This is a genomic window from Corallococcus sp. AS-1-6 (assembly GCF_020037015.1).
In the GTDB taxonomy this organism is placed as follows: Bacteria; Myxococcota; Myxococcia; order Myxococcales; family Myxococcaceae; genus Corallococcus.
Window position 1 is genome coordinate 1 of record NZ_JAIQDE010000028.1, and the last position, 22,875, is coordinate 22,875.

The 22,875-nt window shown below is 70.7% G+C and carries 21 protein-coding genes; 16 read left to right on the top strand and 5 right to left on the bottom strand.

Translation table 11 applies throughout. From position 1 onward, the window contains the following. Positions 1-118: 118 nt before the first annotated feature. Complete coding sequence (locus K8612_RS30475; protein WP_223764846.1) at positions 119-1,792, bottom strand: R3H domain-containing nucleic acid-binding protein; 1,674 nt, start codon at positions 1,790-1,792, stop codon at positions 119-121. A 160-nt stretch (positions 1,793-1,952) separates the two neighbouring features. Here K8612_RS30475 and K8612_RS30480 point away from each other — a divergent pair, with 160 nt between their 5' ends. Next, entirely contained in the window at positions 1,953-3,515 is a 1,563-nt protein-coding gene (locus K8612_RS30480) for an ATP-dependent DNA helicase RecQ (protein WP_223764847.1), read from the top strand. Between the two features lie 213 nt (positions 3,516-3,728). After that, positions 3,729-4,181 (top strand): response regulator, encoded by a 453-nt coding sequence (locus K8612_RS30485; RefSeq protein ID WP_373692150.1) that lies wholly within the window; start codon positions 3,729-3,731, stop codon positions 4,179-4,181. Here K8612_RS30485 and K8612_RS30490 read toward each other — a convergent pair. Further along, a complete protein-coding gene (locus tag K8612_RS30490) occupies positions 4,115-4,693 on the bottom strand; it encodes a GNAT family N-acetyltransferase (RefSeq protein ID WP_223764848.1) in 579 nt (192 codons plus the stop codon). The genes K8612_RS30485 and K8612_RS30490 overlap by 67 nt on opposite strands. Before the next feature lie 364 nt (positions 4,694-5,057). Between K8612_RS30490 and K8612_RS30495 the strand changes: the two genes are divergently transcribed. The 4 genes from K8612_RS30495 (at position 5,058) to K8612_RS30510 (ending at position 7,657) form a co-directional block, all read left to right on the top strand. Beyond that, positions 5,058-5,687 carry a class I SAM-dependent methyltransferase gene (locus tag K8612_RS30495; protein ID WP_223764849.1) on the top strand — a complete coding sequence of 210 codons (630 nt, stop codon included), beginning with the start codon at positions 5,058-5,060 and terminating at the stop codon, positions 5,685-5,687. 45 nt (positions 5,688-5,732) lie between these two features. Continuing rightward, a complete protein-coding gene (locus tag K8612_RS30500; RefSeq protein ID WP_223764850.1) occupies positions 5,733-6,656 on the top strand; it encodes a DUF2381 family protein in 924 nt (307 codons plus the stop codon). A gap of 10 nt (positions 6,657-6,666) precedes the next feature. After that, on the top strand, positions 6,667-7,164 hold the full coding sequence (locus K8612_RS30505; protein WP_223764851.1) for a hypothetical protein: 498 nt from the start codon (positions 6,667-6,669) through the stop codon (positions 7,162-7,164). 139 nt (positions 7,165-7,303) lie between these two features. Then, positions 7,304-7,657: a hypothetical protein gene (locus tag K8612_RS30510; protein ID WP_223764852.1), complete on the top strand. Its 354-nt coding sequence runs from the start codon at positions 7,304-7,306 to the stop codon at positions 7,655-7,657. A 2-nt stretch (positions 7,658-7,659) separates the two neighbouring features. On the opposite strand, the gene K8612_RS30515 is transcribed toward K8612_RS30510, so the two are convergent. Beyond that, positions 7,660-8,958 (bottom strand): Fic family protein, encoded by a 1,299-nt coding sequence (locus K8612_RS30515; protein ID WP_223764853.1) that lies wholly within the window; start codon positions 8,956-8,958, stop codon positions 7,660-7,662. Between the two features lie 179 nt (positions 8,959-9,137). On the opposite strand from K8612_RS30515, the gene K8612_RS30520 reads away from it, so the two are divergent. From K8612_RS30520 to K8612_RS30550, 7 genes are all read left to right on the top strand, one after another. Next, positions 9,138-10,226 carry an outer membrane beta-barrel protein gene (locus tag K8612_RS30520; protein ID WP_223764854.1) on the top strand — a complete coding sequence of 363 codons (1,089 nt, stop codon included), beginning with the start codon at positions 9,138-9,140 and terminating at the stop codon, positions 10,224-10,226. A gap of 117 nt (positions 10,227-10,343) precedes the next feature. Beyond that, on the top strand, positions 10,344-10,433 hold the full coding sequence (gene kdpF / locus K8612_RS30525; protein ID WP_223742579.1) for a K(+)-transporting ATPase subunit F: 90 nt from the start codon (positions 10,344-10,346) through the stop codon (positions 10,431-10,433). A 9-nt stretch (positions 10,434-10,442) separates the two neighbouring features. Then, on the top strand, positions 10,443-12,161 hold the full coding sequence (kdpA, locus tag K8612_RS30530; RefSeq protein WP_223764855.1) for a potassium-transporting ATPase subunit KdpA: 1,719 nt from the start codon (positions 10,443-10,445) through the stop codon (positions 12,159-12,161). 2 nt (positions 12,162-12,163) lie between these two features. Further along, positions 12,164-14,224, top strand: a complete 2,061-nt coding sequence (gene kdpB / locus K8612_RS30535; RefSeq protein WP_223764856.1) for a potassium-transporting ATPase subunit KdpB — start codon at positions 12,164-12,166, stop codon at positions 14,222-14,224. A gap of 23 nt (positions 14,225-14,247) precedes the next feature. Then, on the top strand, positions 14,248-14,847 hold the full coding sequence (gene kdpC / locus K8612_RS30540) for a potassium-transporting ATPase subunit KdpC (RefSeq protein WP_223764857.1): 600 nt from the start codon (positions 14,248-14,250) through the stop codon (positions 14,845-14,847). A gap of 13 nt (positions 14,848-14,860) precedes the next feature. Then, positions 14,861-16,024, top strand: a complete 1,164-nt coding sequence (locus K8612_RS30545; RefSeq protein ID WP_223742575.1) for a sensor protein KdpD — start codon at positions 14,861-14,863, stop codon at positions 16,022-16,024. Continuing rightward, positions 16,021-17,856 (top strand): ATP-binding protein, encoded by a 1,836-nt coding sequence (locus K8612_RS30550; RefSeq protein WP_223764858.1) that lies wholly within the window; start codon positions 16,021-16,023, stop codon positions 17,854-17,856. The genes K8612_RS30545 and K8612_RS30550 overlap by 4 nt, the downstream gene beginning before the upstream one ends. Before the next feature lie 9 nt (positions 17,857-17,865). On the opposite strand, the gene K8612_RS30555 is transcribed toward K8612_RS30550, so the two are convergent. Next, positions 17,866-18,327: a hemerythrin domain-containing protein gene (locus K8612_RS30555; protein ID WP_223742573.1), complete on the bottom strand. Its 462-nt coding sequence runs from the start codon at positions 18,325-18,327 to the stop codon at positions 17,866-17,868. Between the two features lie 106 nt (positions 18,328-18,433). Next, complete coding sequence (locus K8612_RS30560) at positions 18,434-19,771, bottom strand: sigma-54 dependent transcriptional regulator (RefSeq protein ID WP_223764922.1); 1,338 nt, start codon at positions 19,769-19,771, stop codon at positions 18,434-18,436. A 230-nt stretch (positions 19,772-20,001) separates the two neighbouring features. Between K8612_RS30560 and K8612_RS30565 the strand changes: the two genes are divergently transcribed. The 3 genes from K8612_RS30565 (at position 20,002) to K8612_RS30575 (ending at position 22,874) form a co-directional block, all read left to right on the top strand. Continuing rightward, entirely contained in the window at positions 20,002-20,376 is a 375-nt protein-coding gene (locus K8612_RS30565; protein WP_223764859.1) for a hypothetical protein, read from the top strand. A gap of 408 nt (positions 20,377-20,784) precedes the next feature. After that, entirely contained in the window at positions 20,785-22,377 is a 1,593-nt protein-coding gene (locus tag K8612_RS39395; protein WP_306799752.1) for a methyl-accepting chemotaxis protein, read from the top strand. 146 nt (positions 22,378-22,523) lie between these two features. After that, positions 22,524-22,874: a DNA-binding protein gene (locus K8612_RS30575; protein ID WP_223742571.1), complete on the top strand. Its 351-nt coding sequence runs from the start codon at positions 22,524-22,526 to the stop codon at positions 22,872-22,874. Position 22,875: the final 1 nt, after the last annotated feature.

A 22,875-nucleotide genomic window follows, 5' to 3' on the forward strand; every position in this document is an offset into this window, starting at 1 on the left:
TTCTTGCGATGTCACCCCACCTCTATGCGGCTCGTAGGACTGCTTATTCCGCGCAGACCTCCAGTCGGACAGGTTTCTCCAGGTCGCCGCCAGCGGGGAGCCCCCCGGGCCCGATGGCCTACGAGGCGCCTTCGTCCGGGGACGAAGCTTCCAGGCCTTCGCCCTCGTCTTCCTCCGGCCCCTCGCCCACGGCCGACGTGTCGTCGTCCTCCAACTCATCGTCCGGTTCCGGCGCGTCCAAGTACTCCGGCGCGCTGTCGGACGCCTCCGTGAGGACGGTGCCCAGCGGGTAGATGACCAGGTGGCGCTGGGGCTCGCTGCCCACGCTCACGGCCTCCAGGTGGTTCTTCACCACCAGCGTGTGCTGCACCTTCCGCAGGCGCGACGGGCGCGGCGCGAGCGGCAGGCTGATGCCCTCCGCGAGCACGCGCTGGATGGCCTCCTCCGCGTCCGCGACCGCGGCGTGCACGTCCGCGGGGTCCACGCCCTCCAACAGGTGGAACTCCGTGCGCAGCGCGCGGCGGATCTCCGTGGCGCTGTTGCGCTTGATGGCCAGCACCCGCGCGCCCACGCGTTCCGCCGCGCGGCGCAGCCGGGGCGAATTCGCGCGGCTTCGCAGCGTGAGCACCACCTCCGCGTTCTCCGGACGGCCCACCACCACGGCCTCCACCGGCAGGTCGCGCAGCACGCGCTCCAGCAGCTCGCGGCTCACCGCGTGCGCGGCGATGCGCGTGGGCCCGGGCCGGGGCGCTCCCAGCGCGGGCGTCCCCTTCGGCACGCGGCCTCCCGGTGGCGTGGCCTCCACCACCTCCGGCGCGGCCTCCACGTGCACGGCGCCGTCCTGTTGCCGCCGCTTCTCTCCGCCCACCTCCGCGCCCGTGAGCAGCCGGTCCACCGCGCCGGCCGTGTCGCGGTGCACGCGCACCTCGTCGCGGCTCACCATCTCCACCACGATGTCGAACGTGGGCGTGCCCTTGCGCTCCGTGACGGTCTTCTGCGTGCCCCGGCGCCGGGCCTCGTCGTCGCTCAGCGTGACGGTCTGCACGCCGCCCACCAGGTCGGACAGCGTGGGGTTCAGCACCAGGTTCTCCAGCGTGTTGCCGTGCGCCGTCGCCACCAACTGCACGCCGCGCTCCGCGATGGTGCGCGCGGCGGCGGCCTCCGCGGCGGTGCCAATCTCATCCACCACGATGGCCTCGGGCATGTGGTTCTCCACCGCCTCGATCATCACGTCGTGCTGACGGTCCGGCCGGCTCACCTGCATCCGCCGAGCGCCGCCGATGCCGGGGTGCGGGATGTCCCCGTCGCCGCCAATCTCGTTGGACGTGTCCACCACCATCACGCGCTTGCCCAGCGTGTCCGCGAGCACGCGCGCCACCTCGCGCAGCTTCGTCGTCTTGCCCACGCCCGGCCGCCCGAGCAGCAGCAGGTTGCGCCCGGACTCCACCAGGTCGCGCAGCATGTCGATGGTGCCCTGGATGGCGCGCCCCACGCGCAGCGTGAGCCCCACCACGCGGCCCTGGCGGTTGCGGATGGCGGACACGCGGTGGAGCGTGCGCTCGATGCCCGCGCGGTTGTCGCCGCCCACCTCGCCCACGCGGGCGAGCACCGCCTGGAGCGCCTCCTGCTCCACGGGCGCCTCCGACAGCCGCGCCACGCCGTGCACCAGCCGCGCCTCCGGCGGCCGCCCCAGGTCCATCACCACTTCCAGCAACTCCGCTTCAGGCAGCCGCCGCACCGCCTCCTGGAGCGACGGCGGCAGCACCGCCACCAGCAGGGCAAAGTCATCCATCCCCCAAAGCTGCCTCGCCCCGCCAGGCCGCGCACGGCTTTCCTGCGCGAGTCCTCGAACCGAACCTCTGGGAGTACACTCCCTCCCAGCCCGGCAGGCGGCCAGGCGCACCCCGCGTGACAGGGAGGAGCCGGGCGGGGGCCATCCCTACCTTCAGGCCATGCCCACCGCGACGCAGGACCGCTCCCCCCTCTGGCCCCAGCTCGAGCAGGAGGCGCGCGAGCGCTTCGGCGTGGAGGACTTCCGGCCCGGCCAGCGGGACATCATCGACGCGGTGCTCGCGGGGCGCGACGTGCTGGGCGTGCTGCCCACGGGCGCGGGCAAGAGCCTCACCTTCCAACTGCCCGCCCTCTTCGTGCCCGGCGCCACGCTGGTGGTGAGCCCGCTGCTCGCGCTGATGCACGACCAGCGCGAACACCTCACGGAGCGCTACGACCTGGACGCGGCGAAGCTGGACTCCACGCTGAAGGCCGGCGAGCTGCGGGCGCTCCAGAAGGAGATCCGCCGGGGCGAGCACGAGTTCATCTACGTCACCCCGGAGCAGTTGGAGAACCCGGAGCGGCTGGCGTTGCTCCAGCGCGCGAACGTGAGCCTCTTCGTGGTGGACGAAGCGCACTGCGTCTCGCAGTGGGGCCACGACTTCCGGCCCGCGTACCTCGCGCTGGGGGACGCCATCCGCGCGCTGGGCAGGCCCCGGGTGCTCGCGCTCACGGCGACCGCCACGCCCCGCGTGCGCGAGGACATCCGCGCGCAGTTGGGACTGGAGGACCCGGTGGTGGTGCGCACCGGCATCCAGCGCGACAACCTCACGCTGGAGGTCCACCGCACGGTGAACCCGGAGCTCAAGCGCCAGAAGCTGCTGGAGCTGCTGCGCGCCAACGACGGCAGCGCCATCGTCTACACGGCCACCGTGCGCAAGGCGGACGAGCTGTGGCGCTGGCTGCGCGCGGAAGGGCTGGAGGCGGGCCGCTACCACGGCAAGCTCAAGGCCTCCGAGCGCGAGGAGAACCAGCGCTGCTTCATGGACGGCACCACGCCGGTGGTGGTGGCGACGAAGGCCTTCGGGCTGGGCATCGACAAGCCGGACCTGCGGCTCGTGGTGCACTACCACTTCCCCGACTCGCTGGAGAGCTACTACCAGGAGGCGGGCCGGGCGGGCCGCGACGGGCTGCCCGCGAAGGCGGCGCTGCTGTACCGGCTGGAGGACCGGCGCATCCAGGGCTTCTTCCTGGGAGGCAAGTACCCGCGCCGCGACGAGAGCCAGCGCCTCTACCAGGCCGCGAACACGCTGTGCGCGCAAGGCAGGGCCGTGGCCCTCAAGCGGCTGGCCGAGGCGAGCGGCCTGGGCGACAAGCGCACCCGCGTGCTGGTGGCGCAGCTCGTGGCCGCGGGCGTGCTGGAGAAGGGCGCGCGAGGCCTCAAGCAACTGCGCGCGTTCGAGACCCCCGAGGAGCTGGACGCGTACCTGCGCGCCTACGAGGACCGCCACCAGGGAGACCGCGAGCGCCTGGACGCGATGATGCGCTACGGGAGCACCACCGCGTGCCGCTGGAAGGTGCTGGGCACCTGGTTCGACGAGCCGCTGGAGGACGACTGCGCCCGCTGCGACAACTGCCGCGCCCGCGCCGAAGGCCGCTTCGAAGCCCGTCCTCCCGCCCGCGCGAGGCCGCCCCTTCTTCACCGGGAGTCTCTGTCCGGGGTCGCCGTCGCCCCTGCGGCGTAGGGCCCTTTTTCCCCACCTCCGCGCGACATCGAGCCCTGGAATCCGTACTCAAAGTACAGGTCTCCCGGGTCTTCAGGCTTGGGGGCATTGTGCGCGAATACAGTTATGGCGTATATTGCACAGCATACCTGGACGTAATGCACTTCAGACCTTTCCCCCGAGGTCTTGAAAGGCGGAGACGCGATGGCGGAAGGCAAGTTGAAGGCGCTTGTGGTGGATGATGACCCACTCGTGCTGGAGCTGGTGGAGCGCTCCATCAGCCGCTACGGCTTCGAGGTCGTCACCACGCGCGCGGCGCTGGGCGTGGCCAACCTGCTGCGGACCGAGCAGCCGGACATCGTGCTCCTGGACGTGAACATCCCGGCGCTGAGCGGCGACCGCATCCTGGGCGTGGTGCGCCAGTTCGCGGGACCGGACACGCTCTTCATCCTGTACTCGTCCATGGACGAGTCGCGGCTGCGCGAGCTGGTGCGCGCGTCCGGCGCGGACGGCTACATCCCCAAGGGTGTCACCGGTCCGGAGCTGGCGCTGAAGCTGTCCGGCCTGCACCACAAGCGGATGGCGAACCGCCCCACGCCGGTGCGCGCGGATCCCCTGCTTCAGCGCGACGTGCCCGCGCCCCAGTCCCAGAGCACCACGGCCCAGGTGTCGCTGGCGTCGCGGTAGGTGTGGATGGTCTCGAACCCGACCCGCGCGTGCGCGCGCAGGGAGCGGGGGTTGCGAACGGAGACCTCGGTCACGACGCAGTCGAAGCGCGAGCGAAGCTGCTCGCGGTGCTGGTGGTAGAGCGCGTCGAAGAGGCCCTTCCCCCGGTGGGCCTTGTCGACGCACACCTGCCCCATCACGTAGAAGCGCTGGTCCCGCAGCGGCCGGCCCCGGTGTTCGAGCCCTTCGAGGAGCGCGAACATCGGGTCCAGGACCGGAACCCACGCGCGGCACTCGCGGGGCATCACCAGCGCGTACGCCACGACGTCGGAGCCCTGCACGGCGATGACGCTGGGCTCGAGCGCGTGCATGTGCTCCAGCGTGGCCAGGTCATGCTGGACGGTGACGAAGCCCTGGGCGTGCTGCTCCTCGGGTGACAGCGAGGGAGGCAGGTTGCGGCGCTGAAGGGCCAGCACCTGCTCCAGCTCGTCACGGGACTGCACGGCCCTCACGACATACGGATGCGACGTCATGGCGCACGAGCATAGGCCCGCGCCATGCCTCGAGGCGTCAGCGTTCGAAGACTGCCAGCCCCGGCGGAGGCCTGTCCGGCGGGTCGTCCTGGGGCGCGTCGCGCGGGCCCATGCCGCCGGGGAGTGCGGCGGGCGTTGGCGGAGGAGGGCAGCGACAACGGGGTCATCGGCCCGCTGCGCTCGTCGCTGGGCCGGTCGTGAGGAGGACGCCATCGAAAGATCCGCTGATTCCGTCTGAATCCCCGCTCTGCCATTCCGCGCGGGGTCAACGCATCTTCCGGTCATGACCCACGAACACTCCGCACATGCGCCGGTGCATGGCTTTGGAGCCGACCGCGCGCCCCATTACGACGCACAGGCAGCGGTGAGTCTCGCCGGCTATCAGGCGGCCTACGAGCTGGGCGTCAGCGCCCTGGCTGCGCACCTGGACGGACAGGAGACGGCGTCACTGCTCCACGTGGGCCTGGGCACGGGCGCGGAGCTGCTGCCCTATCATCGCTTCAACGTGCCGGGCTGGCGCTTCACGGGCGTGGAGCCCTCCGCGCCGATGCTCGCCGTCGCACGCAAGCGCCTGGAGGAGGAGGGGCTGCTCTCGCGCACGCAGTTGCACGAAGGTGAGCTGCGGACGTTGCCGCAGGGCGAACGCTTCGACGGCGCGCAGTTGATGGGTGTGCTGCACCACGTGGAGGGCGAGGAGGCCCGCCTCGAATTGCTGCGAGAGGTCGCGCGGAGGCTCAAGCCGGGAGCGCCGCTGGTGCTGGGCTGCCGCATCGGCCAGGACCTCGAGCTGACGAAGATCGAGTTCCGGCGGCTGCGGGCGTACGGCGTGGCGACGGAGAAGCTGGAGGCCCGGAGTCAGGCCATGGCGAAGATGCAGCCCATCGCGTCCGACGCCGCCCTGTTCGCGATGTTCGAGCGGACCGGCTTCGTGGCGCCGAAGACGCTCTTCGTGTCGCTCCAGTACAAGGTCTTCCTCGCGCACCGCGCGCCCTGAGCGCGGCTTGGTCCGCCAGGAGGTGGATGCTATGTCCCGGGTTGTATGCGAATCACTCTACCTGGGACGTGGGCACTGCTCGGGACGCTGCTCGCCGGGGCCGCCGTGGCGGAGGAGCACGAGCACGCCGTCATCCGGACGCTCTTCCTTCCCGAAGAGCCCGAAGCCGCGCCCCAGCGCATCTACGTGAAGGGACAGGTCGTGACGGTCCTCCGCTTCGAGCAGGACCTCGCGCCGCTCCGGGCACGGCTGGTGGGCGGAGAGGGGCGGTTCGAGCCGGTGGGCGTCGTGGGCCGGAAGGTGGTGCTGGAGCCCCGGCGCGACCTGGCTCCGGAGGAGGGCTTCTCCCTGCTCGTCACGTTGTCGGATGCGCGGGAGGTCCCCTTCCTCCTCCGGCCGCCGGGACGGCGCGAACATGGGAGCGCGGACCAACAGCTCAACGTCTACAAGGACCGGGACAGTTACGAGGCCATGGCTTCGGCGCTGTTGGATTCGGAGAAGGAGAACAAGACCCTCCGCGAGGAGAACGAGCGGCTCCACAAGGAGGAGGTCTCCGAGGACCATGCGCTGGCGGCCCTGCTGACCACGGGCGCGGTGGCGCAGACGCCATTCGGTGTCGCGGATCATTTCTCCGGCACGGATGGCGACACGGCAATGGATGGCACCGTCTACCGGGGCACGGGCAAGGCCGCGGTCGTGTTCAAGGTGAAGAACCTGACCGCTCGGCGCCCGTGGAGCATGAGCTCCGTGCGGCTCGTGGGCAGGTCGGACACGCGTGAGCGGCCGTTGGCGGTCCGGTCATCCTCCGCGGTGATTGCACCTGGGACCTCGGGCGTTATCGGGCTTGTCGTGGACGGGAGCGCGTTCGTGGACGGCGGGACCCTGACCTCCCTGTTCCTGGAGCTGTACCGGCACGATGGACTGCGGCAGGCGGTTGTTGAGTTGAGCCCGAGCTTGCTCGGGAAGTAGGAACAGCCGCATGACCTCGCGTCGATACGTGCTCGTGGCCTGGATGGGCCTGCTGGCCCTTCATCCGGGTTGTGCGACGACCCTGGGCGACGTCCGCCTGCATGCGGATGGGACGCCCATGTCGGAGAAGTGCCCGGAGAAGTCGCTGGAAGTGATGCGGTACCTGCAGCTCTACGTGGGCGAAGCCGCGTGGGTCCAACTGGATGCGAACCAGAGCCGGGCGGAGCACATCACGCTTCACGACGGGCCTATCGAGAGTGTGCTGGATGAAGACATCGGGACGTTGGAGGCGCCCATGCGCCTCTACGGTCGCGTCTGGACGGGCGGAGAGCAGCCGGTCATCCGGTACTACGAAGCGCAGTTCCTGAAGGGAAAGGACCGCGTGCCCATCTGCGCGGTGGCGAGGCTCGGCTTCGGGCAACTGCGCAAGCGCCCTGAGTCCAAGCCGGGGACAGCGATCCTCAACTCCTCGCGTGCGGGCGTGTACATCGTGGATGAGTTCCGCTGAGCCCTGAGCCGCCAGGGATTCGAGGCGGCATCAGAATTCCGAGGCCGCCACCTGCCGCCAAGCGCGCGGAATCGCTGAGCCACCCTTCTGGTCCACAGCTTGCTCCCGGCATGAGGCTTCACGATTCCAAGGAGCCACGATGCGCTGGATGCGGATGCTGGGCGGTTGTTTGGCGGTGATGACCCTGGCGGCCTGTGGGTCGGGTGACGAAGGCGGGCAGGGGAGGCTGAAGCTGAGGGAAGGGCAGTCGCTGGACCTGGCGCAGGAGTGCGGCGTGGACCTGCCCCAGTGTCCGCAAGGCCTGTCCTGCCTCGTGCTCAAGCTGGACGGCGTGTCAAAGGCACGCTGTGTGGACGATTCCAAGGTCTGCACCGAGCTCGTGTCCTGCACGGGCGGCACCACGTGCGCCATCCTGGACTCGTACCCCGGACAGGTCGCCTGCTCAGGCAAGTGCACCTCGGACTGCGACTCGTCCGTGTCCAGCAGTCCGTGAGGTCAGCGGAGCTGAAGCAGGTGCTGTATGGCGGCGGTCCAGAACTCCGTGGCAAGCTTGATCACGGAGACATCGGACTCGGCCTGACTGTCGTTCCCGTCGCTCACGACGCGAAAGGTGTGCCCTGTGGGAACCGCCTCGATGCGGTGGTCCCGGGGCGCGGCTTCCGTGCCGGGAAGGGTCAGTCGAACGCCAGTGCCCTCCTTGTTCCATCCGCCAATCCCTCCTCCCGGAGGGATCGCGCTGAAGGAGAGATCCATGTGGGCGCCGTGGCTGTCACCCACCAGACCGAAGAGCCAATAGGGAGCTTTCTGGATAGAGGCCCACTCACGCTCAGTCAGTGCAGGAAGGTCAGACACCTGCAGGCGCGGTCGATTGCCCTCCGGGAACTTCGCCATCAACTGCCCCGCGAAGTCCACGAGTGAGCCATGAAGCACACGGACGGCCTCGTACCAACGGCCGAACTGGGATGACGTCGCGGCTCGCGTCTTGCCCAACTGCTCCGCCAGGTAATCAATCGCGGGCTCACGGACCTCGGTGAGCTCACGGGACGCGCGCTCGTATTCTTCGAAGCTTTGGTCCAGACGGTCGAGCGTCAACTCTACCATCGCGGTGATGTCTCCCGAATGGGATGCATCGAGCGCCAGGTAATACCGGGCCCGGTCCTCGACGAGCAGGACGATGGCGGGGTAGTGCTCCCGCATCAGCAACAGGTTGGCGAGCAACCTCCCTGTTCGTCCGTTTCCATCCACGAAGGGATGAATCGTCTCGAACCACGCATGCGCGATGGCGCAGACGACCACCGCATGCTCGGTCTTGGCTCCAGCCAACCATTCGCCGAACGTCTGCATCTCCTCAGGTACCTGGACCGCTTGCGGAGGCACGTGCTTCGTTCCGCCGATCCGGACGTTGATGCGCCGATAGACACCGGCGTTCTCAGGATCAATGACGCGCAGGACGACGCCGTGTATCTCGCGCACGTCCCGCTCACCCAACACGGTCTCCTTGCTGGCCAGCGCTTCAACGAAGTCGAGCGCGTGCGCGAGGTTCACCGCCTCGAAGTGGTCCTTCAGTGACTTGCCCGCGATGGTGATGCCGTCCTCCACCACTGCGCGCGTCTCTGGCAGGGTCAGACGGTTCCCTTCGATCGCGTTTGAATTGTACGTGTGGTGGATCCGGAACCAGTGTCTCAGGTTCTCCACTGCGGCCGGTGGCATCCGAGTAGCACGCAGCCGACGCATCCGCTCGGTCGCCTGCTGAAGTCTGGGTTCGATGCTTTCGCTCCACCGGTACGGATGCACGCCAACCACCTCCGCCCCCCACTGTAACGCCGCCGCCCCCTTTCACCTCGCAGGGGCGCACGGGGTCGGTTCGTGCACATTGCAACCCGGGCATGAACCGTGCCCCCGCAACCCCTTGGAATGGTTGGGCCTGACCGGGGGCCGCTCCGGTACGGCGGATGCTCATGGGGGAGCCCGGTATGTGTGCTCCCGAACTCGCCTCCCGGCTGCTTCCCCTGCTCCTGTCCCAGGCCTCCCCCGAAGCGCCCTCCGCGCTCTCCCGGCTCCAGGTCGAGGGCGGGGTGGACGCCTACTACGGCTACAACCTCAACCGCCCCGGCAGCGACGTGAACTTCCTGCCGGGCACGGGCACCACCGCCCGGCGGCACGATGAAATCACCGTCAACCTGGCGTCGCTGGGAGTGAGCCTGGCGCCGGAGCCGGTGGGCTTCCGCGTCCTGCTCGGCTTCGGCACCGGCATCGACGTGCTGCACCGCGCGGAGCCCGAGGAGGACGCCACCGGCCCGGACGTCTGGCGTTACGTGCAGCAGGCCTCGCTGTCCTTCGCACGGGGCCCGCTCACCCTGGAGGCGGGTATCTACCCCAGCCACATCGGCTTCGAGTCCTTCCAGTCCCAGCTCAACTGGACCTACACCCGCTCGTGGATGGGCGAGTTCTCGCCCTATTACCAGACAGGCCTCAAGGGGACCTGGCGCTTCGATGAGCGCTGGAGCGCGCAACTGCATCTGCTCAATGGCTGGCAGACCATCGGGGACAACAACGACGGCAAGGCCCTGGGCACGCAGGTCGCCTACGCGGGCGACCGGCTGAGCGCGGCCTTCAACACCTTCGTGGGCGACGAGGGCGCTGACGGCGACGAAGGCCTGCGTCTGTTCGCGGACACGGTCGTCACCCTGAAGGTCACCGACGCGGTGAGCATCGCCGGCAGCGCGGACCTCGGCCGGCAGGCCCGCCCCGGGGCCTCCGCCGCCCTCTGGTATGCGGCGGGCGCGAACGTGCGCGTGCAGGTCGCGGGGCCCGTGGCCATGACCGCGCGCGCGGAGGTGTACCGCGACCGGGACGGCCTGCTCAGCGGCACCGCGCAGACCCTGGTCGAGGGCACCCTCACCCTGGAAGTGAAGCCCGCTGAACACCTCGTCCTCAAGGCCGAGGCCCGCCACGACCACTCGACCCAGAACGTCTTCGACGGTCCGGCGCGCGGGACGCAGCCGCCCCTGCCGCGCCAGCACCAGACGTTGTTCGTGGTGGGCGCGGCCGCCACCTTCTGAACCCCGAAGTGGAGCTTTCACCCATGGACCTCGTCCTCATCCTGGTGACCATCGGTTTCTTCGCGCTCTGCGCGGCCTACACCCACGGCTGCGAGCGCTTGTGAGGAGTCCCCTGCCATGACCTTCGAATACGTCGCTGGCATCGCGCTCGCGGTGCTGCTGTCCCTCTACCTCGTCTACGCCCTGCTCCAGCCGGAGCGCTTCTAGGACTCCGCCATGACCCTCGTCGGCTGGTCGCAGCTCCTGCTGTTCTTCGCCCTGGTGCTCGTGTTGACGAAGCCCGTGGGGACGTACCTCTTCCGCGTCTTCGAATCCGGGACGCCGCCCCTGCCGCGCGTGCTCGGCCCCGTGGAGCGGGTCCTCCTGCGCCTGTGTGGCGTGAACCGTGAACAGGAGCAGACCTGGGGCCAGTACACCGCCTCCCTGCTCGCCTTCAGCCTGTTCAGCGTGCTGGGCGTCTACGCGCTCCAGCGCCTCCAGCACGTGCTCCCCTTCAACCCCCAGGGGCTGCCCGCGGTGGGCCCGGAGCTCGCCTTCAACACCGCCGCCAGCTTCACCTCCAACACCAACTGGCAGTCATACGGCGGAGAATCCACGATGAGCTACGCCACCCAGATGTGGGGCCTGACGTGGCAGAACTTCGCGTCCGCCGCCGCCGGTCTGGGCGTCGCGCTCGCCCTCGCGCGCGGCCTCACCCGCCGCGCCGGTCCGGAGGGCCGCGAGACGCTGGGCAGCTTCTGGGTGGACCTGGTGCGCGGCACCCTCTACGTGTTCCTGCCCCTCAGCTTCGTCGTGGCCCTGTTCTTCGTGTCCCAGGGCGTGCTCCAGAACCTGGCCCCCTACCACGGCGTCTCCACCCTGGAGGGGGCGAAGCAGACGCTCGCCTTCGGCCCCGTGGCCTCGCAGGAGGCCATCAAGATGCTGGGCACCAACGGCGGCGGCTTCTTCAACGCCAACAGCGCCCACCCCTTCGAAAACCCCACCCCGCTCACCAACCTGGTCCAACTGCTGCTCATCTTCGTGCTGCCCGCGGGCCTCACGTACACCTACGGCAAGATGACCGGCGACACGAAGCAGGGCTGGGCCCTCTTCGCGGCCATGTCCATCCTCTTCCTCGTGGGCGCGGCGGCAAGCTACGCCGCGGAGGCCCAGCCCAACCCCGCGCTCGCCTCCGCGAGCGTCGCCCAGGCCGGGAACCTGGAGGGCAAGGAGACGCGCTTCGGCGTCGCGGCCTCCGCGCTGTTCGCCACCGTCACCACGGACGCGTCCTGCGGCGCGGTCAACTCCATGCATGACAGCTTCACCGCGCTGGGCGGGCTGGTGCCCCTGGTCAACATGCAACTGGGCGAGGTCATCTTCGGCGGCGTCGGCGCGGGCCTCTACGGCATCCTCGTGATGGCGGTGCTCGCGGTCTTCATCGCGGGCCTGATGGTGGGCCGCACGCCGGAGTTCCTCGGCAAGAAGATCGAAGCGCGCGAGATGAAGCTCGCCATGCTGTACGTGCTCATCTTCCCGCTGGTCATCCTGGGGCTGTCCGCGGTGGGCGCCGTGACTCCGCAGGGCACGTCGTCCCTCAACAACGCGGGCCCCCACGGCCTGTCGGAGATCCTCTACGCGTTCACCAGCGGCGTGGCCAACAACGGCAGCGCCTTCGCGGGCCTCAACGCCAACACCCCGTTCTGGAACATCGGCCTGGGCCTGGCCATGCTCGCCGGACGCTTCCTGATGATGGTGCCGGTGCTGGCGCTGGCCGGTTCGCTGGTGGGCAAGAAGGCCGTGGCCCCCGGCCCGGGCACCTTCCCCACCGAGGGCGCCCTCTTCACCGGCCTGCTCGTGAGCGTCGTCGTCATCGTGGGCGCGCTGACGTTCTTCCCCGTCCTGTCCCTGGGCCCCATCGTCGAGCACTTCCTCGGCGCGGCCGGAAAGGTGTACTGACCATGGCTCCCGCCAACAAGCCGGCCTCCCTGCTGGATCCGGCGCTGCTCAAGCCCGCCGTCTGGGAGAGCCTCAAGAAGCTCCACCCCCGCGACGTGGCCCGCAACCCCGTGATGTTCGTGGTGTGGGCCGGCAGCCTCCTCACCACGGTGTTCGTCATCAAGGACCTGGTGGCCCGCCAGCCGGACAGCGCGCCCGTGTGGTTCACCGTGATGGTGATGCTGTGGCTGTGGTTCACCGTCCTCTTCGCCAACTTCGCGGAGGCCGTGGCGGAGGGCCGCGGCAAGGCCCAGGCGAGCGCCCTGCGCCGCATGCGCCAGGACACCCAGGCCCGCCGCCTCACCCAGGACGGCCGGGAGGAGCGCGTGGGCGCCCCCGCCCTGCGCAAGGGAGACCGCGTGGTGTGCGAGGCCGGAGACCTCATCCCCGGCGACGGCGAGGTGGTGGAGGGCATCGCCAGCGTGGACGAGTCCGCCGTCACCGGCGAGTCCGCCCCCGTCATCCGCGAGTCCGGCGGCGACCGCTCCGCCGTCACCGGAGGCACGAAGGTGCTGTCCGACCGCATCGTCATCCGCATCAGCGTGGACCCGGGCGAGTCGTTCCTCGACCGGATGATCGGCCTGGTGGAGGGCGCGGCCCGCAAGAAGACGCCCAACGAAATCGCGCTGCACATCCTGCTGGTGGGCCTCACGCTGGTGTTCCTGCTGGCGTGCGTGACGCTGGTGCCGCTGGCGCTCTACTCGGGCGTGCCGCTGTCCGGCACGGCGGTGGTGGCGCTGCTGGTGTGCCTCATCCCCACGACCATCGGCGGCCTGCTGAGCGCCATCGGCATCGCGGGCATGGACCGGCTGCTGCGCAAGAACGTGCTCGCGCTCAGCGGGCGCGCGGTGGAGGCGGCGGGGGACGTGGACACGCTGCTGCTCGACAAGACGGGCACCATCACGCTGGGCAACCGCATGGCCTCGGAGCTGCTGCCCATGCCGGGCGTGCGCGTGGAGGAGCTGGCGGAGGCCGCGCAGCTCGCGAGCCTCGCGGACGAGACGCCGGAGGGGCGCTCCGTCGTCACGCTGGTCAAGGACACGTACAAGATGCGCCCGCGCGAGCTGCGAGCGCACCAGGCCACCTTCGTCCCCTTCACCGCGCAGACGCGCATGAGCGGCTGTGACCTGGTGGATCCGCATCCCCGGAGCATCCGCAAGGGCGCGGTGGACGCCATGGTGCGCCACGTGCAGGCGCAGGGTGGCACCGTGCCGGAGGCGCTGACCCAGGCGGCGGGCCGCATCGGTGACGCGGGAGGCACGCCGCTCGCCGTGGCGGACGGCGGGCGGGTGCTGGGCATCATCCACCTCAAGGACGTGGTGAAGGGCGGCATCAAGGAGCGCTTCGACCGCTTCCGCGCCATGGGCATCCGCACGGTGATGATCACCGGCGACAACCCGCGCACCGCGGCGGCCATCGCGAAAGAGGCCGGCGTGGACGACTTCCTGGCGGAGGCGACCCCGGAGGCGAAGCTCGCGCTCATCCTCGCGGAGCAGGGCAAGGGCAAGCTCGTGGCCATGACGGGCGACGGCACCAACGACGCGCCCGCGCTGGCCCAGGCGGACGTGGGCGTGGCGATGAACACCGGCACCCAGGCCGCCAAGGAGGCCGGCAACATGGTGGACCTGGACTCCAACCCCACCAAGCTCCTGGAGGTGGTGGAGGTGGGCAAGCAGTTGCTGATGACGCGAGGCACGCTGACGACGTTCTCCATCGCCAACGACGTCGCGAAGTACTTCGCCATCCTCCCGGCCCTCTTCATGGGCGTCTTCCCGCAGATTGCCCCGCTCAACGTGATGGGCCTGACGTCGCCGTTCAGCGCCATCCTGTCCGCCGTCATCTTCAACGCGCTCATCATCGTGGCGCTCATCCCGCTGGCGCTGAAGGGCGTGCGCTACCGCCCGCTGGGCGCGGCGGCCCTGCTGCGCCGCAGCCTGCTGCTCTACGGCGTGGGCGGCGTCATCGTCCCGTTCGTGGGCATCAAGGTCATCGACGTGCTGCTCACCACCGTGGGCCTGGCCTGAGCACACAAGAAAGGAACACCCTCATGGTCTCCACGCTCCTCACCGCCCTGCGCGTCAGCGCCGTCACGCTGGCCCTCACGGGCGTGCTGTACCCCCTGGCCGTCACCGGCGTGGCGCAGGTGCTGTTCCCGCATGAAGCCAACGGCTCGCTCGTGAAGGACGACCAGGGCCGGGTGGTGGGCAGCGAGCTCATCGCCCAGGGCTTCACGCAAGCCGGCTACTTCCAACCGCGCCCCTCCGCCGCCGGCGCGGGCTGGGACGCGACGGCCTCCGGCGGCAGCAACCTGGGGCCCACGTCCCGGAAGCTCCAGGACCGCGCGGTGGCGGAGGCGGACCGGCTGCGCCGCGAGAACCCCGAGGCCGAGGGCCCGGTGCCCGCTGAATTGGTGACCGCCTCCGCGTCCGGGTTGGATCCGCAGGTGTCGCCGGAGGCGGCGCTGTGGCAGGTTCCCCGCGTGGCGCGGGCGCGCGGCGTGGACCCGGCGCGCGTGCGGGCGCTGGTGCTGTCACGGGTGGAGGGACGGACGTTCGGCGTGCTGGGAGAGCCCCGGGTGAACGTGCTCACGTTGAACCTCGCGATGGACCGTCAGTTCGGCGGACCCGCGCCCACGGCCTCCCGGTGAGGAGAAGGCAGGCATGACGACGCGGCGCCCTCGCGCGGAGGACTTCCTGGAGCTGGTGGAGCGCGGCCGGCGCGGCCGGCTGAAGCTCTACATCGGCTTCGCGGCGGGCGTGGGCAAGACGTTCCGCATGCTGGAGGAGGCGCACGCGCTCAAGGCGCGCGGCGTGGACGTGGTGCTGGGCTTCGTGGAGACCCACGGCCGTCCGGAGACGGAGGCCCTGGTCGAGGGCCTGGAGGCCGTGCCCCGCCAGCGCATCACCTACCGGGACGTCACCGTGGAGGAGATGGACCTGGACGCCATCCTCGCGCGCAAGCCGCAGGTGGCCATCGTGGACGAGCTGGCCCACACCAACGCGCCCGTGTGCCGCCACCGCAAGCGCTACCAGGACGTGCAGGAGCTGCTGGCCGCGGGCATCAACGTCATTGGCGCCTTCAACGTGCAGCACCTGGAGAGCCTCAACGACCTGGTGGAGCGCAACACCGGCGTCACCGTGCGCGAGACGCTGCCGGACAGCTTCCTCAAGACGGCCGACCAGGTGGTGAACCTGGACCTCGCGGTGGAGGACCTGCACGAGCGGCTCCGGGCGGGAAAAATCTACGCGCCGGACAAGGTGCCGCACGCGCTGGAGCGCTTCTTCACCGGAGACAACCTCTCCACGCTGCGCGAGCTGGCCCTGCGCGAGGTGGCGGAGAGCCTGGACCGCGCCACCGCCGGCAGGCAGGCCCGGGCGGGCGAGGACGCCTCCCAGAAGGGCGGCGCGTGGGGCCGGGTGCTGGTGGCGCTCTCCAGCCACCCGCCGCGCGCGGCGACCCTGCTGCGCCGGGGCTCGCGCATGGCGGGCCGGCTCAACACGGACTGGTTCGTGGTGTACGTGGAGACGCCGCGCGAGGCGCCGAACCTCATCGACGCGGAGGCGCAGCGGCACCTGCTGACGAACATCGAGAAGGCGAAGGAGCTGGGCGCGGAGGTGGTGCGCCTGCGCTCCAGCGACCCCGTGGCGGCGCTGCTGGACTTCGCCCGCTCGCACGGCGTGGGGCACATCATCATCGGCCGCTCCCACCAGGCGAAGTGGCGTCAGCGGCTGGGCATGACCGCGGACGCGCGCCTCCTGCGGGAAGGGGAGGGCTTCGACATCCACGTCGTGTCCTTCGAGTCCCACGAGGAGAAGCGCCCATGACGCTGCGCTCGCGTCTGCTGCTGGCCCAGGCGCCGCTGGTGATGGCGCTGCTCTTCCTGGGGGCCACGGCCGTCATCACCCTGGAGCGCGTGGGCCGCGCCGGCCAGCAGGTGCTGGCGGACAACTACCGCAGCGTGCTCGCCACCCAGCGCATCACGGAGCAACTGGAGCGCATGGACAGCGCGGCGCTGTTCATCATCGCGGGCGAACGCGAGCGGGGCCTCACCCAGCAGGCCGCGCAGCGCTCGCCGCTGGAGACGGAGCTGGGCGTCCAGCAGGGCAACATCACCGAGCCCGGCGAGGCGCAGGCCACGCGGCGGCTGCGCACCGCGTGGACGCGGTACCGCGAGGCGTTCGACGTCTTCCTCCAGGCCCGTGACCCGGACGCCGCGCGCACGCGCTACTTCGAGTCACTCGCTCCCGCCTTCCAGGAGGCGAAGGCCGCGGCGGCGTCCGTGCTCGCGCTGAACCAGGACGCGATGGTGCGCAAGAACGACCGGCTGCACCAGCAGAGCGAGCAGGTGAACACGCTGATGATGCTGGCCGTGGTGGTGGCGCTGGCCTTCGGTCTGCTCTTCACCACGTCGCTGGTGCAGCGCGCGCTCCGGCCGGTGTCCGTGCTGTCGCAGGCGGTGCGCCGCCTGGGGCAGGGCGACGTGGAGGCGCGAGCGGTGGTGGAGGGGCAGGACGAAATCGCCGGGCTCGCGCGGGACTTCAACACCATGGCGGAGCGGCTGGCGCAGTACCGCAAGAGCAGCCTGGGCGAGCTGCTCCAGGCGCAGGCGGTGTCCCAGGCGGCCATCGACAGTCTGCCCGACCCCGTGCTGGTGCTGGGCGCGGAGGGCGGGCTGCTCAACGTGAACGCCGCGGCGGAGGCCGTGCTGCGCCTGCGGCTGGACGAGGGCGGAGACGCGCTGGGCCGCGTGGAGCCGGAGGTGCGCGCCGTGCTGGAGCGGGTGCGGGCGCACGTCGTGGGCGGGCGGGGCGCGTACCAGCCCCGGGGCTACGAGGAGGCGGTGCGCGTCGAGTCGTCTCCAGAGGGCGTCCGGTGGCTCCTGCCGCGAGGCAGCCCGGTCCACGGAGAGACGGGGGACGTGGTGGGCGCCACGCTCATCCTCCAGGACGTGACGCGGCTGCGGCGCTTCGACGAGCTGAAGAACGACCTGGTGGCCACGGTGGCGCACGAGGTCCGCACGCCGCTGACGTCGCTGCGCATGGCCATCCACCTGGTGACGGAGGGCGTCGTGGGGCCGGTGACGGAGAAGCAGGCGGACCTGCTCTTCGCGGCGCGCGAGGACTGCGAGCGGTTGCAGGGCATCGTGGACGACCTGCTGGACCTGTCGCGCATCCAGTCCGGGCAGCTCCAGTTGGACGTGCGGGAAGTGGGCACGGAGGAGCTGGTGGAGCAGGCGCTGGCCGCGCAGCGCACGCTGGCGGAGGACCGGGGCGTGCGCCTGTCGCAATCCCTGTCACCGGACGTGGAGACGGTGCGCGTGGATCCGGACCGGCTGCAGTTGGTGCTGGGAAACCTGGTGGGCAACGGCGTGAAGCACACGCCGCACGGCGGCGAGGTGTCCGTGCACGTGTCGCGCGAAGGCGCCCACGTGCGCTTCGAGGTGCGGGACACCGGCGAGGGCATCCCCGCCCAGGAGCAGGCGCGCATCTTCGAGCGGTTCTACCGGGCCCCGGGCGCCCCGGCGGGAGGCGCGGGGCTGGGGCTGTCCATCGCGCGCGACATCGTCCAGGCCCACGGCGGCGAGCTGGGCGTGGTGAGCACCCCGGGGCAGGGCAGCACCTTCTGGTTCACGCTGCCTCAGCCCGAGCAGGGCTGAGGCCCGCGCTCACATCGGCGCGGACGTCTCCAGTTGGCGCATCGCTTCGTTGCGCGCGTCGGACGCGGAGCGGACGATTTCAGCGCTGGACAGGCCGAACGCGCCCGCGTCCACCTTGCGCAGGGGGGGAAGGACCTCGCGCTCCTCCTCCGCCATGTGCTGGGCCACCACCGCCTCCAACTGGCGCACCGTGGCCTCGCGGCGGCGCGGGTCGTGGCGGACGCGCAACAGTTCGGAGAGGAGCTGGGTCATCTCCCCGTGCTCCTCCACCGCGAAGTCGATGCGCGGCCCTTCGACGACGCTCCTCGCGACGGGGTACACCCAGCGCTCCTCGACGGTGCTGTGCAGTGTGAGGGTTTCCGCCAGCCGCAGGCACAGCGCGGGCTTCTCTTCGTCCGGCGCGTGGTGCCAGGCCTCGAAGAGGGCCTCGGCGTCGCGGTGCTGCTGGATGACCACGTCGATGAGGTTCATGACGGGCCAGGGTTCGCACGCGCGCGCAAGGGCGCAATCCACTCTCCAGGACGAGCGCCCCTGCACGCCCCGGCCGCCAGTGCCGGACTGCATGCACTGGCGCACGTCACGGCTCCGCTTCGTACTTCTTGCGCTTGCGCCACAGCGTGGACGCGTCGATGCCGAGCAGCCGGGCCGCCTCCTCCAGCGTCGGCACGGAGGCCATCACCCGCAGGATGTGTTCGCGCTCCACCGCTTCCAGCGTGTGCGGCCCGCCCAGCGTCACCCCCGGCCCCACCGCGGACGCGATGCGCTCCGGGAACGCCTGCGGCTCCACCACGCCCGACGCGCCCACGATGAGCGCCCGCTCCAGCGCGTTGCGCAGCTCGCGCACGTTGCCCGGCCAGGGGTAGGCCCGCAGCATCGCCTCCGTGGCGGGCGACAGCTCCGGGGCCGGACGTCGCGCGGCCTTCGCGAAGAAGGCGACGAAGCGGCGGGCCAGCGGGAGCAGGTCCTCCGGCCGCTCGCGCAGGGCGGGGAGCTTCACCTCCAGGACGTTCAACCGGTACATCAGGTCCTCGCGGAAGCGCCCCTCCGCCACGTCCTTCTCCAGGTCGCGGTGCGTGGCCGCCACCACGCGCACGTCCGCCTTGCGCGTGCGCGCCTCGCCCAGCCGCTCGAACTGCTTCTCCTGCAGGAAGCGCAACAGTTGCGCCTGGAGCGCGGGGCTCATCTCCGCCACCTCATCCAGGAAGAGCGTGCCCCCTTCCGCCTGCTCCACGCGCCCCGGCTGGTCCTTCACCGCGCCCGTGAAGGCGCCGCGCGCGTGGCCGAACAGCTCGCTCGCCAGCAGTTGTTCGGACAGGGTGGGGCAGTTGATGGTGACGAAGGGCCGCTTGCGCCGCGCGCTCATCGAATGCAGCGCCCGCGCGAGCACCCCCTTGCCCGTGCCGCTCTCCCCGCGCAGCAGCACGGAGGCGTCGGACGTGGCCGCCCGCTGGATGAAGCCGATGGCCGCGTGCATGGCCGGCGACGCCGTCTCCAGCGTGGCCTCCGGCACCGCCTGCGCGAGCTGGCCCTCCAGGTCCCCCAGGTGTGACGTCAGCTCGCGCTGCGCCTTCGCGCGCTCCAGGACGTGGTGGATCTGCGCGGGGGTGAACGGCTTGGGCAGGTAGTCGCGCGCGCCCCGCTTCACCGCCTCCACGGCCGTGTCGAACGTCGCGTAGGCGGTGATGAGGATGACGTCCAGCGCGGGGGACTCGGCGAGCAGGCGGGGCAGCAGCTCCAGTCCGGACGCGTTGCCCAGGCGCAGGTCCACGAACGCCAGGTCCGCCGGGCCCTGGGCGAGCGCCGCGAGCGCGGCCTCCGGCGTGGCGGCCTCGCGCACCTCGCAGCCCAGGCCCTCCAGGCACACGCGCAGGGTGTGGCGGATGTTTCGCTCGTCGTCCACCACGAGCACCCGCATGGGGCGCTCGGTCGCCTCGGCACTGGCACGCACTTCCATGGCCTCAGTCTAAGAGCACGCCGTGTGCCGGGCCCGTCTGTCGGATGCCGGGCGGCGCAAGGGCCGGCGGGCGCATCGCGTCCCGCACGATGTGCCCCGGATGGCGGTTGCAAGGTGCAACGTGGGACGGGCTGGTGTCTGCTGCGGCCCGGGCCGTGCGGCTGGCACGCGCCATGGATGGAAGGGAGCCCATGGGCAACGAAGGGACGCCTCCGGACGCGGGGGGCGAAGACAAGAACATCTTCGCGAAGGAGCTGGCCCCGCCGCCCAGCATCTGGCTGCGCAAGGGCACCTGGCTGGGCCTCGTCTTCGTGGCGATGGTGGGCGTCTTCATCTGGCTCCAGGGCGGGGAGAACCGAGCGCTGGACGCCATGTCCCCCTCGCAGCGCGAGGCCCTCTTCTCCGACACCCGCGACGAGTTCCGCCTGCTGTGTCTGGCGGATGGTGGCGCCTCGCGCTGGCCCAAGAAGTGCGCGAGCCACGCGGCGTTCCTCGTCCGCTTCTCCGAGTGCGACGACGCCTGCCGCCGCGAGGTGGAGCCCTTCCTCCCCCAGCCCTCGCGCTGAGGGCCACCGGGCGGCCGGCCCGGGGGCCGCCTGGACGCCCCCCCACCTCCGTCACCGCCGGTGAAGCCATGCCGGGGGGCTGGAATGATCGCGCCAGGGTGGCCCGAAGGGCCATTCCGGCTGACGTGCGGCGTCCTCCGCCACGAGTCCCACCTGACAGGGCGAAGTGTCGCGCATGACCCTGCGGGGCAATGCCGACCCGTTTCGGAGACATTTCAAGGGACGCGGGCTTGAGTCGGGGGGAGAGGTGTTGTCTATCCTACGAGTCCTGACGGAGCCCCGGCCCCCGGGAGAGCCCGTGGGGGCCGCGGAAGGATGAGCGACAATGAGCTGGCGCAGCAGGCCCGGCGCGGGAGCACGACCGCGCTTCATCGGGATGGGTGACATGGGCGCGCGAGGGGGTGCGTGATGGCGATGCGGCTCAAGCAGAAGATGATGGTGCTGCCGACGGTGGCGGCGGCGTTCCTGGTGGCCATCGTGGCGGTGACGGTGGTGCTGGGGGCGCGCACGCGGAACGCCTCGGAGCGCATCGGGTCCAGCCTGGCGCCGTCGGTGAGCCAGGCGCAGACGGCCCGTGCGGGGTTCGCGGCGCTGCACCAGGACGTGGGCGACGCGGTGGCGCTTCACGCGGTGAAGCAGGAGACGCTGGACGCGCAGGTGGCGGAGCTCCAGAAGGGGCTCACGGCGCTGCGGGCGTTTCCGGACGTGGATGGCCCCAAGGTGGAGGCGCTGCAGCAGGCCTTCACGCGCTACTGGAAGGAGGCGTCGCAGGTGGTGGCGCTGGCGGCGCGCAATGACGCGGCCGCGGAGGCCGCGCTCGCGAAGCTGGAGCCCGCGTACCGGACGGTGCACGCCGACCTGGAGTCCGTGACGGCGCAGCAGGAGGCGTCGCAGCGCGAGACCTTCGTGGAGGTGTCGTCGCTGCACGGCCTGACGCTGACGTGGGTGCTGGTGCTGTCGGTGGCGTGCATCCTGGCGCTCGCGGTGGCCACGGTGTGGCTCTTGCGCGAGGTGACGACGCCCCTGGCGCGCCTGACGGCGACGGCCACGCGCATCGTGCGGGAGGGCGACCTGTCGCTGGCCATCGACACGAGCGCGCAGGACGAGGTGGGCGAACTGGCGCGGAGCATCCAGTCGCTGATGACGCGGCTGGGCTCGGTGCCCAACACGCTGCACTCGGTTGTGACGGAGCTGACGGCGGCGGCGGCGCGGCTGAACGCGGCGAGCCACGAGCAGCTCAACTTCCTGACCAGCCAGTCGCGCAGCCTGACGGAGGCCAGCTCCACCATCGCGGAGATCGCCCAGACGTCCGGCATGGCGGCCAGCCGCGCGGAGATGGTGTTGAAGGTGGCGGCGCAGGCGGACGCGTACAGCGCCTCCGGGCAGGTCTCCATCGAGCGCAGCGCGGAGGGCTTGCAGCAGATCCGCGCGCGGGTGGGCGCGCTGGTGGGGAGCATCGGCGTGCTGTCCGAGCAGGCGGTGCACGCGGGTGAGATCATCGGCAGCGTGAAGGACCTGGCGGACCAGTCGAACGTGCTCGCGTTGAACGCGGCCATCGAGGCGGCGCGGGCGGGCGAGGAGGGCCGGGGCTTCGCGGTGGTGGCGAAGGAGATGCGGGCGCTGAGCAGCCAGTCGCTGCAGAGCACGCAGCGCATCGGGAAGATCCTCCTGGAGATCAACCAGGCCATCCGGGAGACGGTGGGCATCGCGGAGGAGGACAGCCAGAAGATGGAGGAGGGCATCGAGCAGGTGCTCTCGTCCGCGACGACGCTGAAGGACATCACGCAGGTGGTGCAGGAGAGCAGCCAGGCGGCGCGGCAGATCGTCGCCTCGGTGACGCAGCAGAACGCGGGCATCACGCAGATGACGGAAGTGGTGACGCAGTTGTCGGAGATGATGAGCGACGTGGTGATGGCCACGAGCAACGCCGAGCAGGCGGTGGGGCAGATCAACACCTCCCTGGGCAAGCTCCAGGAGCTGTCCACCACCTTCCGCGTCTAGCCGTCCAAGCCAGCGTCCAGCAGGGCCCACGGGCCGCTCCGGAACACCGGGGCGGCCCGTCGTGCATTGTGGAAGGGGGGCTGTCAGGAGGCCGCGTCAGGCGTAACTTGCATGCTACGCCCTGGATGTGAGCCTGGAGCCCTGCGATGACCCCCACGGGATTCGACCGTTACTTCGAGAAGAAGCTCAAGCGTCCGGCCTTCGCGGAGGCGTACGCGAAGGCGCGCGCCGAGGTGGATGCGGCGGACCGGCTCATCCGCGCCCTGGATGCGCGGCGTGAGGAAGCGGGCCTGAGCAAGGCGGACCTGGCCCGGAAGGCGGAGACCCCGCCGGAGGTCGTGCGCCGTCTGTTCACGGCCCCTTCCGCGAACCCCACGCTGGCCACGGTCACGAAGCTGGCCGCCGCGCTGGGCTGCCGCCTGCAACTGGTCCCGGCCCCCGTCCGCCGCAAGGCCGTGCGGCCACGGGCTCCCGCCCCCCGCGTCCGCCGCAAGTAGG

Bases quoted from the DNA above. Each gene is read 5' to 3' on its own strand.
- K8612_RS30475 (WP_223764846.1), bottom strand. From the start codon at position 1,792: ATGGATGACTTTGCCCTGCTGGTGGCGGTGCTGCCGCCGTCGCTCCAG.
- K8612_RS30480 (WP_223764847.1), top strand. From the start codon at position 1,953: ATGCCCACCGCGACGCAGGACCGCTCCCCCCTCTGGCCCCAGCTCGAG.
- K8612_RS30490 (WP_223764848.1), bottom strand. From the start codon at position 4,693: ATGACGTCGCATCCGTATGTCGTGAGGGCCGTGCAGTCCCGTGACGAG.
- K8612_RS30500 (WP_223764850.1), top strand. From the start codon at position 5,733: ATGCGAATCACTCTACCTGGGACGTGGGCACTGCTCGGGACGCTGCTC.
- K8612_RS30505 (WP_223764851.1), top strand. From the start codon at position 6,667: ATGACCTCGCGTCGATACGTGCTCGTGGCCTGGATGGGCCTGCTGGCC.
- K8612_RS30510 (WP_223764852.1), top strand. From the start codon at position 7,304: ATGCGCTGGATGCGGATGCTGGGCGGTTGTTTGGCGGTGATGACCCTG.
- K8612_RS30520 (WP_223764854.1), top strand. From the start codon at position 9,138: ATGTGTGCTCCCGAACTCGCCTCCCGGCTGCTTCCCCTGCTCCTGTCC.
- kdpF (WP_223742579.1), top strand. From the start codon at position 10,344: ATGACCTTCGAATACGTCGCTGGCATCGCGCTCGCGGTGCTGCTGTCC.
- kdpA (WP_223764855.1), top strand. From the start codon at position 10,443: ATGACCCTCGTCGGCTGGTCGCAGCTCCTGCTGTTCTTCGCCCTGGTG.
- kdpB (WP_223764856.1), top strand. From the start codon at position 12,164: ATGGCTCCCGCCAACAAGCCGGCCTCCCTGCTGGATCCGGCGCTGCTC.
- kdpC (WP_223764857.1), top strand. From the start codon at position 14,248: ATGGTCTCCACGCTCCTCACCGCCCTGCGCGTCAGCGCCGTCACGCTG.
- K8612_RS30545 (WP_223742575.1), top strand. From the start codon at position 14,861: ATGACGACGCGGCGCCCTCGCGCGGAGGACTTCCTGGAGCTGGTGGAG.
- K8612_RS30550 (WP_223764858.1), top strand. From the start codon at position 16,021: ATGACGCTGCGCTCGCGTCTGCTGCTGGCCCAGGCGCCGCTGGTGATG.
- K8612_RS30555 (WP_223742573.1), bottom strand. From the start codon at position 18,327: ATGAACCTCATCGACGTGGTCATCCAGCAGCACCGCGACGCCGAGGCC.
- K8612_RS30560 (WP_223764922.1), bottom strand. From the start codon at position 19,771: ATGCGGGTGCTCGTGGTGGACGACGAGCGAAACATCCGCCACACCCTG.
- K8612_RS30565 (WP_223764859.1), top strand. From the start codon at position 20,002: ATGGGCAACGAAGGGACGCCTCCGGACGCGGGGGGCGAAGACAAGAAC.
- K8612_RS39395 (WP_306799752.1), top strand. From the start codon at position 20,785: ATGGCGATGCGGCTCAAGCAGAAGATGATGGTGCTGCCGACGGTGGCG.
- K8612_RS30575 (WP_223742571.1), top strand. From the start codon at position 22,524: ATGACCCCCACGGGATTCGACCGTTACTTCGAGAAGAAGCTCAAGCGT.